Annotated in this window: 9 protein-coding genes and 1 pseudogene; 3 read left to right on the forward strand and 7 right to left on the reverse strand. The window is 52.6% G+C overall.

All coding sequences use genetic code 11. The annotated features are described in order from the left end of the window. Nucleotides 1-113: pseudogene (locus QZT18_RS12625) on the reverse strand (NAD-binding oxidoreductase); the annotation flags it as partial. Nucleotides 114-357: 244 nt separating this feature from the next. Here QZT18_RS12625 and QZT18_RS12630 point away from each other — a divergent pair. After that, nucleotides 358-3,165, forward strand: coding sequence for an AAA family ATPase (locus tag QZT18_RS12630; protein ID WP_294148361.1), 2,808 nt, complete (start codon nucleotides 358-360; stop codon nucleotides 3,163-3,165). 150 nt (nucleotides 3,166-3,315) lie between these two features. Here QZT18_RS12630 and QZT18_RS12635 read toward each other — a convergent pair whose 3' ends face one another. Genes QZT18_RS12635 through QZT18_RS12660 form a run of 6 tightly spaced genes read right to left on the reverse strand, consistent with a single transcriptional unit; the run spans nucleotide 3,316 to nucleotide 10,313 of the window. Then, nucleotides 3,316-3,573, reverse strand: coding sequence for a hypothetical protein (locus QZT18_RS12635; RefSeq protein ID WP_125140740.1), 258 nt, complete (start codon nucleotides 3,571-3,573; stop codon nucleotides 3,316-3,318). A gap of 11 nt (nucleotides 3,574-3,584) precedes the next feature. After that, complete coding sequence (locus QZT18_RS12640; protein ID WP_294148362.1) at nucleotides 3,585-5,210, reverse strand: BCCT family transporter; 1,626 nt, start codon at nucleotides 5,208-5,210, stop codon at nucleotides 3,585-3,587. A 17-nt stretch (nucleotides 5,211-5,227) separates the two neighbouring features. Then, a complete protein-coding gene (locus tag QZT18_RS12645; protein ID WP_294148363.1) occupies nucleotides 5,228-6,727 on the reverse strand; it encodes a histidine ammonia-lyase in 1,500 nt (499 codons plus the stop codon). Then, nucleotides 6,728-8,962: a xanthine dehydrogenase family protein molybdopterin-binding subunit gene (locus QZT18_RS12650; RefSeq protein WP_294148365.1), complete on the reverse strand. Its 2,235-nt coding sequence runs from the start codon at nucleotides 8,960-8,962 to the stop codon at nucleotides 6,728-6,730. After that, on the reverse strand, nucleotides 8,959-9,852 hold the full coding sequence (locus QZT18_RS12655; RefSeq protein ID WP_294148366.1) for a xanthine dehydrogenase family protein subunit M: 894 nt from the start codon (nucleotides 9,850-9,852) through the stop codon (nucleotides 8,959-8,961). The genes QZT18_RS12650 and QZT18_RS12655 overlap by 4 nt, the downstream gene beginning before the upstream one ends. Continuing rightward, the gene (locus QZT18_RS12660) at nucleotides 9,849-10,313 is read right to left on the reverse strand and encodes a (2Fe-2S)-binding protein (protein WP_294148367.1); all 465 of its coding nucleotides are present in this window, start codon (nucleotides 10,311-10,313) and stop codon (nucleotides 9,849-9,851) included. Before QZT18_RS12660 ends, QZT18_RS12655 begins: the two co-directional genes overlap by 4 nt. 534 nt (nucleotides 10,314-10,847) lie before the next feature. On the opposite strand from QZT18_RS12660, the gene QZT18_RS12665 reads away from it, so the two are divergent. Beyond that, nucleotides 10,848-11,462 (forward strand): nucleotidyltransferase family protein, encoded by a 615-nt coding sequence (locus QZT18_RS12665; protein ID WP_294148368.1) that lies wholly within the window; start codon nucleotides 10,848-10,850, stop codon nucleotides 11,460-11,462. Beyond that, nucleotides 11,459-12,394: an NTP transferase domain-containing protein gene (locus tag QZT18_RS12670; protein ID WP_294148369.1), complete on the forward strand. Its 936-nt coding sequence runs from the start codon at nucleotides 11,459-11,461 to the stop codon at nucleotides 12,392-12,394. The genes QZT18_RS12665 and QZT18_RS12670 overlap by 4 nt, the downstream gene beginning before the upstream one ends.

The raw sequence follows: 12,394 nt of genomic DNA on the forward strand, positions 1-12,394 counted from the left end.
ATCTTGACAATCACAAACTCACCCGGTTCGCAGGAACGTGCGACTCTGGGGGCTTTCACGACCATCAGATAAATTTTATCAGCCAGCTTTTCCGCTTTTAAAATCGGATACATGTCATTCTCTCCTCCGGTTACCGTCCACTCCGGGCCCGGTAACCTCTTCTGCTTTTCTCGTGTTACGTTATTTTGTTACGTTGTTTCTTCTCTATTTATTCTCTGCAACTATGATTCTTGCTTTTCTCCCCATGGTGTTATAAAATTGAAAGAAAACACAACTGTCCGGTGCCTTCCCGGTTATCACTCCGAGATGCTTTGTCCTCCGGACAGTTACAAGAAAACATACAAAGGAGAACTTCTATTGGCTTCCATTGAAATCTTTCTTCTGCAATCCCCGAAAATCATAATCGGTTCCTCCCCCTGCCAGCTTCCTTATCAGAAGGCCGAAGCGCTTCTGTATTATCTCGCTGTCGAAAAGAAATCCACCAGGGAACAGGCCGCATCCCTTCTGTGGGACAACTGTGATGAGGCGGTTGCCAGGAAAAACCTGCGCCACGCCATCTACACGGTTAAAAAGGCCGTCGGTGAAGAATGCATCCTCCCCTGCGGCCGCCAGGAGCTGGTCTTAAATCCGGAGCTTACTGTTTCCGTCGATTACGACCGCCTGGTAAACGAGGACTGCCTGGACGCCTATAAGGGGGAGTTCCTGACAAGCTTTTATGTCAAAGGTTCTCCCGCCTTTGAGGAATGGATGCTCGCGAAACGGCAGTATGCCCTCCATTCTTATCTGGAACTCTTAAAACGCCGTCTCTCCCTCCTTCCCCCTTCCGATGTGGAGGAGGCGGAGAAACTGTTCGGCCTTTACATCGAACAGGAGCCGCTGGATGAGAATCTCTACCGCCTTATGACCGAACGCTATTTAAACAGCGGTTTCTATTCTAAAGGCATCAAGCTTTACAACCGGCTGGCCCGGCTTTTTGAAAGGGAGCTTTCCGCCTCTCCGGGAAGAGAGATGAAAGAACTCCATCACCGGTTGCTGGACGCCCTGCACGAAGAACGTTCCCCGATGGATGATACGGAGGAGGAGCTGCCCGGACGCGAGTCCGAACTCCGTTTCCTCGCCGAAGCTTTCCGAAACTTCATCGGAGGCAAATCCACCTCCATCCTGCTGACCGGCGAGGATGGGAGCGGCAAGACCTATCTGGCGGAATACTGTACCCGCGCCCTCTCGGAGCGCTCCTTCCTGGTTCTTCAGGCTCCCTGCCTGGAAACGGAAAAAGATGTACTGTTAAAGCCCGTCAGCACGATGATTCTGCAGCTTCAGCCTCTGATTACGCTTTATCATCTGAAGGTGGATTCGGGCTATCTTGAGGCTGCTTCCCGGCTCTTTCCCCTGTCGGGTACAATCGACACGGCCGCTTACAGCCTGCTGTTTAAGTTATTCTTCAGTATCGGAGAACAGATTCCCCTGGTCCTGTTTTTCGACAACATCCACTTCATGGATACGGCCAGCCTGGATTTTATCTCCCTGCTGATCCGAAGCCGGAACCCTAATATCCTGTTTCTCGCCACTTCCCTGCCTCCCGTCGGCAGTCTGGAACATATCCTGCTGCCGCTCTGTGCGGAAAATGTCCTGCTGCATCTGAAAGTGAATCTCCCTACGGCCTCCGTATTCGGGAAAACCGGGCGGGAGGAAACCATTTTCCGGGGCCGGGTGCCGCTCTTAGACAGACTTAAAAACCTGACTTCCACAGAGGAGGCCGTCCTGGAGCTCCTCTCCGCCTGCCAGTCCAGGGCAAACCTGGAGCTTTTTGAAGATCTCCTGAGAGAAGAGCCCCTTGATATCCTGGATGCATTAGAGCATCTGAAGAGCCTAGAAATAATCGAAGAAAGATCGGAACAGCAAAATCCCTATTTTCTTTTCCGCAACAACAGCATACGGAGAAGAATTTATGAAAGCATGTCGCTTTCCAGGCGCTGCTATTTCCACAAGATACTGGCCGAGCATTTGAAACACCTGGAGGTGTCCGGCAAAACCGATTACGAATGTCTGATTTACCACTACTGCCATGCCGGCAACCAGGCCATGGAGCTGAAATGCCGCATTCTGGCCCTGGAAGAGTATGCCTCCAAAAACTATGAGCTTTATCCCATGCAGTATACTCCCCAAAGCCAGCTAAACGGCAGTATCCCTTCCTTCACCGGATACTGCAATATCCTGGAAGACCGCCTGCTCTCGCTGACGGAAAATGAAGCTTCTTCCATTCCGTTTTCCCGGCTGTACGCCCTTTTACTGCGGACAAAAGCACAGTACTGCATTGCCCAGGGCGAATACAGGGAGGGCCTCGCAAGCCAGAAAAAAGCGCTGCTGATTAACAGCCAGACCGACAATGATCCGCTTATGCGGATACGCTGCCTGCGTCTTGTCAATTTTTACCGTCTCAACATCTGGAGCACGGGGGATTTGGAACGCTCTCTGTCGGAATGTCTGAGACTCGGAGCGGAGGGCGGATACGAGGAGGATTATGCCATCGACTGCCGCCTCTACGGCCTGTTTAAAGCTATGGAGGGGAATTACGCCGCCAGCCTGCGCTATTTAAAGCGGGCTCTCAGGATTTTTGCAAAATATCCGCTGAAATCCCGCGTCTATACCCTGAATATTGCCGGATGTTACAACTACATGGGGGAGGCCTACCGCAAGCAGATGCAGTTTGCAAGAGCCGTCCAATTTTACCAGAAAGCGGTTGCCACCTGCGAATCGGCCCGCACTACGGGAAATGCAGTCTTCTATTCAAACCTCGGCCGCGCCCATCTGGCTCTCGGAAACAAAGAAGAAAGCGCCGATGCGTTTTACCGCTCCAACAGGCTCTTCAATGAATCCGCAGCGCTGATTGGGCGCTCCATTACGAAAGGATACGTGAGCATCCTGGAGGCGGAAAAAGGGAACTTTGCCTCAGCAGGGGAGCTGATAAAAGAGGCCGGTGAGAGCGCCCGTCTCTTAAATTCCCCGAACTCACTCGGCCTTTTAGCCATCGCCTCACGTGAGCTGCGTCTGCGCTGGCCGGAAGAGTTTTCTTCTATATTAATGCAGACGCCCGATGAATATAAAACCGAAGCGCTGGCCGCCCTGGAAAATATTCCGGGCGCCTATGAGATAAAGGAGTTATAGCTTACCGGACACAGAGTGCGCGGTAACCGCGATAGCGTTACCGTCCGCAGCTCCGCAAATAGCGGCGGTGCTGCGGACGGCAATGAAAATTCATATAGTATGTTTCTGTGCATCGCGAAGCGGTAACTATGAAGGCACTGAATCGTTATGTCAGTTCTTTGAATATTCTTTTTTTCTGAAAAGGCTGCGAAGCAGCACCAGCCATCCCCATGACACCGTGAATGCGGGGAGGGCCGAAAGAAGCGCTCCCTTAAGCGGTGATATCTCGGTAAACATGACCGGCCCGAAAAACATGATGAAAACGACCACCATCATCACAAACAGCGTTATCTTCTCCCGCATGGTTTTAGGCGGTGTCAGAAATATTTTTACAATGTCAATCTCCAGTCTTTCGGGTTCTTTTCTCATTTTTTCTCCTCCTATGCGTTAGCCTGGGCCTCCGTCAGCCCGGCCGCCGGCTCTGCTTTAGGCAGCGCCGCCTCATTGTCATCTACTTCTTCTATGATTTTGTCAATAAAGAATACCTTGAATGTTGCCGCCAGCTGCAGGATGAATACGGGTAGTACACAGAATCCGCCGACGCCCGACAGGTATTTCACGCCTTCCACGCCCTGCTGGCCGCCGCCGAAGATTACCATAACAACGGAGATAATGCCGATGGATACGCCCCAAAGCACTTTCTGCCAGTTTGCAGGTTCCTTGTCGTAGCTGGAGCCCTTTGTACATACCTGGGCAATGGTCGTGGACATTGTGTCCGCCGTGGTTGAGAATGCGGCAATCATGGTTATCATGACTAATGGAATGATAATGACGCTGAGCGGCATCTTTTTAAGCAGTTCCCAGAGTCCCGATACCGCAATGCCGTTCTGAATTGCCCCAATCAAATCCGCCTTTCCAATCTGCTGCCAGTTGAGGGCCGTGCCGCTCCATACGGAGAACCATACAAGGCCGAAAGAGGACGGTAAAATCCAGTTTACGATCATGAACTGACGGATGGTTCTTCCGTAAGAGATCATGGCAAAGAAGATAGCCATCAAAGGCGCGTATGCAATCCAGCATGCCCAGTCAAACATGGTCCACCATGTAACAAGCGCCTCGCCGTCAATGACATACGGGTCGAATCCCCAGCGTAAGAAGTGCTCTCCCCAGCTTGCCAGGCCCACATTCAGCATATTGCATATGTAAACGGTCGGTCCTGCTATGATCAGGAAGAATAAAAGCCCGTAGAAAATTTTCGTCGTTCCGTTGGCAAGCCATTTGATTCCCTTATCCAGTCCTGCTACGGACGCAATGGTAAAGGTGGCCGTGATAATGATAAACAGGGTAATCCACACAATCGGTCCCTGGGCGATTCCATATGCCGCTTCCAGTCCGGAACCAATCAGGGCAAGACCCATGCCGAGGTTGCTGGAAAGTCCCAGTGCCAGGGCTACGATCGATACCACGTCAATTACGTTGCGCCAGAAGCCGTATTTGATTTTTTGGCCGAACAGAGGCGTCAGGGACGCTGCAACCGAAAGTTCCTCTTTTCTGTTAAAATAGATGTACGCCATCGCGCAGCCTACGATAGAATACATGGCATAGGGAATAAAGGTCCAGTTATAGAATACCCTTCCCATACCAAAGTAAGCCGCTTCCTGCGTCAGAGGGGTAATTCCGGTCCCGGCCAGTTCCCCATAGATACTTCCGTAATAAATCATAACTTCGTTTGCGCCGTAAACGATGCAGCCCACAGCGATTCCGCCGGTCAGCGTCATGGCAAACCATGAACCGAAGGAATGCTTTGACCTCGCATTTTTCCCTCCGAACCTGACATTTCCAATCTTGGAAAATGTGAGGATAATTACAACCACCAGACAGAATATGGCAACCAACTGATACAGCCAGCCAAACGATTTTAACGACCAGCCAAAGATTGCCGAACACATTTTGGTAAGCCAGTCATTTCTCAAAATACCCAGAAGCGCACCTCCGCCTATGATCAAAAACGCCGGTAAAAACACACCCCATCTTACATCATCCTTTTTTTTACCCTCTCCACTCACTCTAACTACCTCCTAATTTATTTAGATGTATTGTATTCCTTTAAGAATTCATACGTCTTTTCAATATCACAGGACAGATTCCTGTCCTCGCAAAGAAACGGAACCACTTTGCGGTAGGCCTCGAACAGTTTCCTTGTCTCCTCCCCGAGGGACGGCGGTTTTCTCAGATCCACCGCCTGCGCCGCATGCATCAGCTCAATGGCGGCGATATAATAGAGATTGTCGATAATCTTTCTCATATTGCAGGACGCCATCGTGGCATTGGTCGCCAGATCCTCAATATGTCCGGCCATGCTCAAAAAATCCAGGGAACACGGATTGGCGTACATACGGTTCTCCGCATCGAGACAGGAAAACGTCTTCTGAATCGTGCCGTATGCAATGACGGCCCCCTCTTCCGGAGTCAGGAAACGGTTCAGCTTTGTAAATCCCGGATCCCCGATCCGAAGGAGCTGCTGGCAAATCATCTTCGACATATGAGCCAGTCCGGTGGATACCATTTCAACAGCCAGCACCCAGGACAGCGGTTCGAAGTTGGAACTGCCGCACATCCTGTCTTCTTCCGGGAGCAGGCAGGGATTGTCGTCCGTGGAGTTTAACTCCTTTTCAAGCTGCCCCTCCGCATAAGCGAGGGCGTCCATTACCGCTCCCGTCACTGCGCTCTGGCCCCTGAAGCTTAACGGATCCTGCAGCGCCCTGTCCTCAGACGGATCAAAGAGATAACTTCCCTTTAAAATTTCGAGGCAGCTCTTTGAGGATTCAATCTGGCCGCCAAATCTGCGTTCCCGGTTCACGGACGGATCCATCGGATCCAGCACGCCGTTAAGTCCCTCAAGCGCCAGGCAGAATACCCTTCTGTACCGTTCGATAAACTGTCTGGCTTCAATTAGCCCCAGGGAAGCAAAGGCTGCCCCCTGCGCATTGGACGATACGACGCCGAGCCCGTCTTTCGGTCCCAACAGAAGCGGTTCAAGCCCTGCGGCCGCAAGAGCCTCGCCTCCGGTCATGCGCTCACCGCGGTACCAGGCCTCGCCCTCCCCGATGATGACAAGCCCGATTCCCGACAGTGTGCCGATATCCGCCTCTCCCACCGAGCCGCGTTTCTTCACAACCGGATGGATGCCGCGGTTTAAAAATTCCACATAATACTCCACAATCTCGGCCGATACTCCGGTGTGCCCGCACAGGAAACCGTTCAGGCGGACGGCCAGCATTGCGCGGACCTCCTCCTCGGTGCATTCCGGATCCACCCCTATCATATGGCTTCTTAAAAGGTTCCTGTTATATCGGTCGTAAAACTGGGAAAATACCTTCTTGTCTTTATTCCAGCCCACTCCCCTGTTGAGGCCGTAGACAGCCACTCCCCTCTTATCAAGGGTAAATATCAGCTCTCTTGCCATGCGCACGCGTGACCATGATTCTTCCCCTATCTCCACGGGCGCTCTGTGAACGGCAATCTGTTCCAGTTCCTTAAGGTTCAGCGTTTCCCCCGTCAGGCGTATCCTCCCCATCTCCATCTACCTGTTCCTCTCTTTCTCCAAAAATGCTATGATTTTCTCCGGTGTAGCCGGATAGTCGGAAAAATTCCCTCCCACCGCAAAATTAATCGCATTGATAGCGGCCGGCCCCGGCGCTACCGCCGCCAGTTCTCCGAGGCTCTTTCCTCCGTACGGGCCGTCCGGTTCCCCGTCTTCGATGAAGAGGGCTCTGACAGGAGGCATATCGGGAGCATTGATCATGTGGTATTTTGAAAAATTCCGCCCTTTAATTCCGCCCTTTTTGTCATATACCATCTCCTCGCACAGGGCCATTCCCAGGCTCATCTGTGCGCCTCCCTCCACCTGGCCCTCGGCCAGCGTCCGGTTCATGCACTGGCCTACATCATGGATGGCCAGCAGGTCGGTCACTTCCACAAGACCCGTATACTTATCTACCTTCACCTCCGCAAATGCGCAGCTGTAGGAACCGGGGTTGGACGGCGGCTCATATTCCAGCTCCGCCCTCAGATAGCGTGAACATGCTTTCTCATACTCTTTCGCCACCTCACTGTATGCCTTCGACTCTTCCCGGCAGAAGAGCTTCCCGTCCTCCGCCTTTATCTCATCCTTTTCCCATCCGTATAGGACGCAGGCCGCCTTAATCAGCTTCTCAAACAGGGCCTCTCCCGTCTTCTGCACCGCCCTGCCGCATACGTAGGTGACACGGCTGGCCTGGGTTCCGGCGGCATCGTACGGGGTAATGTAAGTATCTGCCTCATATACTTTAATCCGGTATACATCCATGTGGAGCGCCTCGGCGGCTATCTGCTGCATGGTCAGCACCGTTCCGCAGCCCTGGTCATGAATTCCCACCCTGACTTCCACCGAGCCGTCCGGATGCATCATCATGTGGACATTGGTAAACTCGGGATAAGCTCCCTTGTAGCCGTTTCCGTGTGCCGCACAGGCCATTCCGACGCCCCATGCATAGCGGGAAGTATTCTTTTCCCTGACGTGTTCCCGTCTCTCCTTCCAGTTAAAAGCCTCCATCCCCGTACGGATACAATCCTCAATCCTGGTATTGCCGAGATTTGTGCCTCCCGTCGGGTCCGGATCCATCGGCTGCGCCACGTTCTTTAAACGGAGCTCACAGGGGTCGATTCCAAGCTTTGTTGCCGCCTGATCCAGATTAATTTCTGTGATTGCATGAGCCTGGGGCGAACCGTATCCGCGGCAGGCGCCGCCCGGTATCGTATTGGTAAAATACGTCCTGACATGACAGTCCTGGGCCTCCATCCGGTACATGCGGAACAGCTTTTTAGCCAGGGCCATCGCTACGGCCGAGGCATTTGTGTAATAGGCTCCTCCGTCCATGTCGGCTTCAATTCTGCGCCCCAGAATCCGTCCATCCTTCGTAAGCGCCGTTTCCACCTGCATCTCACAGGCATTCCTGCTTCTGGTTCCGATTACGGTCTCCGCACGGTCCATGTAAAGCATCACCGGACGTTTCAGCGTATAGCAGGCAAACGCGCAGGCCGGTTCCACAACGGTCTGGCCTTTTCCGCCGAACGAACCGCCCATCGTCGCCTTGATGACACGGACTTTCGTGTACGGCAGGCCGAGAAGGCTGCTGACATGGAAGCGGACCTGGTAAACGGTCTGGCAGGGTGTCCAGAGAACCAGATTGCCGTTCTCATCGATATCCGCCAGGGCGATATGAGCTTCCAGCGCTCCGTGGTGAATCTTCTGGGTGCTGCCCGAAGTGGCCACCACAACCTCCGCCTCCATCTTCACCGCCTCGTAATCTCCGAAAGAAACCTTTTTTTCAAATGCCGGGGGCACCTCCGATTTCCTGGCGGCGGCCAGGCCAATCACGGGTTCTTCCTCCCCGTATGTAATTTCCACAAGGCTCGCCGCCTCTTGTACGGCCTCCTTTGTCTCCCCCACGACAAGGGCGAGGTGGTCTCCCACAAAACGCGCCTTGTCGCTCAGAATATACTGATCTTCCGGTGAATCGATACAGGCCGACCAGTTATGGGGATTATAGGTTTTCTTCGGAACATCCTCAAATGTGTATACGGCCTTGATTCCCGGTACTGAAAGCGCTTTCGTCTTCTCTATCTTCACCGCAGCGCAGGCTTTTTCGCTGAGGACCAGTTTTGCATAGAGCATATCTTTTAATTCCCGGTCACACGTGTATCTGCTCTTTCCCCGCGCCTTGTCGTAGGCATCCTCCCGCACATACCGTTTGCCCACATATGTAAGTTCGCTCACCTGGGTATTCCCCCTTCCGGTTTCATTTCTCTTAATTGTTCTCTCAATTTTTCCTGCTCCCTTATATCTTTAAGCGCGTCACAGACGATTCCAAAGGACGCCGGTTTCTTATAATGTTTTGAACTCCTGTCCGGGATGTTTTCCTCTATCTGGGCATAGACGGCTTCTTTCAGGAGATCTCCGTCAATCTGTTGAAGCTCCATTCCCTCCAGAACCTTTTCGATAAACTGGGAACGCCTTGCCTTCGGTCCTACCGCCCCTAAAAGCACGGAGACATTTCTCATAATTCCGTTTTCCACATCCGTCCTGATGCAGACATTCACCTTGGAGATGGCCACCGCTTTTCTGGAACCCACTTTTGCAAATCCCGAAACGGCATCCGACTTTTTAAATTCAAAGCTCAAAATGACATCCGTCTCTCCGAGGGACGTTTTCCCAAGCCCCTTTACGAACTCGTCTACGGCACATGATCTCACTTCGCCCGTGCCGTCGCATATCTGCGCCCTGGACTCGTAGGCCAGGACCACGGGAGTCAGGTCGGAGCTCTGTGAGGCGTTGGCTACGTTGCCTCCTATCGTCGCCCTGTTCCTTATCTGGGTGGAACCAACCATGGACGCCGCTTTGGCAAGGGCCGGAAGATACCGTCTTACCACTTCGCTCCGTTCCAGTTCATCCATGGTGACGGCGGCGCCGATTATTACCGCGTCATCCGTCTCTTCTATCGCGGCCATCTCCTCCATATGGGTCAAATCGATGAGGGAAAAGTGGAACTGCTTCTTTTCACGCAGTCTGATCATCAAATCCGTTCCGCCCGCACACAGCCAGGCTCCGTTTTTCTCTTTGAGGGCCGCCACCAGCTCCTCTCTCGTTACCGGCATTACAAAACTCAATTTAATCCCTCCTCTGCGGCCGCCCTGACCGCCGCCTTTATTTTTTCGTACCCCGTGCACCTGCAGAGGTTGCCTTCTATCGCTCTTTTAATCTGTTCATCCGTCGGGTTCGGGTATTCCATCATCAGAGCCTTGCATGAGAGTATCATGCCGGGGGTGCAGAACCCGCACTGGATTGCCCCGTTCTCAATAAAGGCCTTCTGGAGGATATCCAGCTCCCCGTCCTTCTCCAGCCCCTCAATGGTCACAATCTCTTTTCCCATTACCTGGCCTGCAAAAACGGTGCAGCTCGTCACGGCTTTCCCATCCAGAAGCACGGTACAGGCTCCGCATTCTCCTTCCCCGCATCCTTCCTTTACTCCCTTAAGTCCGCAGTCATCCCGCAGAAAATCTAGAAGCCGTCTGCAGGGGTCCACCTCTCTCTCTACCCTCTCGCCATTGATTGTACAAACTAAATTCATATGCCACCTCAATTACCGGTCCGCTGGGGAATCCGGTCTTTTTCTTTTCATCGTCCCCGAAGGAAGTCATTTTTGTTTTCGTTGAATTCAGTATAGCAAAGCAGCGTTGAAAAAACGTTGAAAAACAAAAACGGCTTTAAAAAAAATGGTAAAAGGCGTGATTCGCTTACAAAACATCTCCCTCTTAAACGGTTCCGGCTGCCAAATCCGGAACGTATTTACAGGTTTTTTTATTTCCCCTGAACCCGTTTTATAATTATTTTCAAAAACAACTCGTAAGTATTTCCCTCTTGTTTTTGTCTATTTTGTATATTTTTTTATGCATTTTCATCCATCTCCTTAACTTTCATTGTCATATTCCACAGTTTTTTATTCAGATATTGATAATTTGTCACAAAAGGTGATATACTCGTTTCTATTCCGGGTGGCAAATTACCTGCCGGGTGGCGTAGACAGCATCAAAAAGTCACCACAAATCACCGCATGGAAAAATTCACTGAAACACTAAATGCAAAATTGAGAAGGAGGTACTCCATGAATTCATCTCCAACATTTACCGCCGTCATTGCGGCGGCCGGTTTATCCTCACGCATGGGCGCTTTTAAACCCACGCTCCCGCTGGGGAACGACAGCATTTCACGCAGGCTGATCCTGGCCTTTATCAGAGCAGGCTCTCTCCCTGTCACGGTAGTAACCGGTTTTATGGCCGAAGCCCTGGCGGACCATCTGAAGGATCTTCCCGTCCGTCTGGTACATAACAAAAACTATGAAACTTCGCACATGTTCGACTCCCTGAGCCTGGGACTTAGAGCGTGTCTTGAAAATCCTGCGCTTCCCGATAAAATTTTTCTCTGTCCGGCGGATATGCCGCTTATTTCCCCCGAAACAATCTCCCTGATGGCCGGCCAGGAGGCCGGTGTCATTATCCCTGTCTGCGAGGGGCGGAAAGGCCATCCGGTCTGTATCTCCAAAACGCTCCTCCCCGCCCTCCTGTCACACGACGGCACGGACGGGCTGCGCGGAGCGCTTAAACCCTTTTCCAGTGAGATTTTCCATCTCCCTGTTGACGATGCCGGAATTCTCACGGATGCCGATACAATGGAGGATTACCGGAAGATCCGGAAACTTTTCGGGGAGGTGGATTCATGAGCTGTCCCTCCTTTTACGCACTGATAGCCGCGGCAGGAAAACCACGGCGAAAGGACGGATTCCAGGTGTCCGATCCATTGGGTTCCCTGTCCGTCATACGAAGAATTATCCATACCTTCCGTCAGGCGGGAGCTGCCGAAATTGTCGTCATTACCGGCTATCACGCAAAGGAAATGGAACGTCATCTGGCGCGCAGCGGCGTCATCTGCCTCAGGAATGACGACTGGGAGAATTCCGATATGATGGCCTCCGTGCGGATGGGGCTTTCCTATCTCTCCTCCACCCCCGGTCCCGTTATGTTCACACCGGCCGACATCCCGCTTTTCACCATGTCGACCGTGCTTCACCTGCTTAACAGCGGAGCAGATTTCGCCGTCCCGCAGGCGGGCGGAAAAAGCGGTCATCCCCTGTATCTCGGTACAAAAATCCAGCCGTTTCTGAGCCGCTACGAAGAAGACGGGGGACTGCGCGAGGCCCTGAGGCGGTCCGGTTTTCCCCGGACCCTTGTCCATGTTCCCGACGAAGGAGTCCTCTATGACGCGGAGCTTTCCGAAGACTTCGAGGAGCTTCTGGAACGCCACAGGAGACAGCCGTTTCTTCCCCTGGTGAGCGTCTCCCTGGAACGTGAATCCCCGTTTTTCGACAGGACCGGCGCCATGCTTCTGCGCCTTATCGAGCAGACCGGTTCCGTCAAAAAGGCCTGCGCCCTGATGGGCCTCTCCTACAGTAAGGGCTGGGATATTTTAAACGAACTGGAGCTTCAGGCCGGCATTACGGCCATCAACCGCAGGCCCGGCGGCAGCGACGGCGGAGCCACCACACTGACGGCGGAGGGAAAGGAATTCCTTGAACAATTTACCGCCTACGAAACAGAAGTTATCTCGCTGGCCAAAAAGTGCTTCGGCCGGTTTTTCAATTCAAAGGAGGACTAA

This window comes from uncultured Clostridium sp., from assembly GCF_900547735.1.
Taxonomy (GTDB): domain Bacteria; phylum Bacillota; class Clostridia; order Lachnospirales; family Lachnospiraceae; genus Otoolea.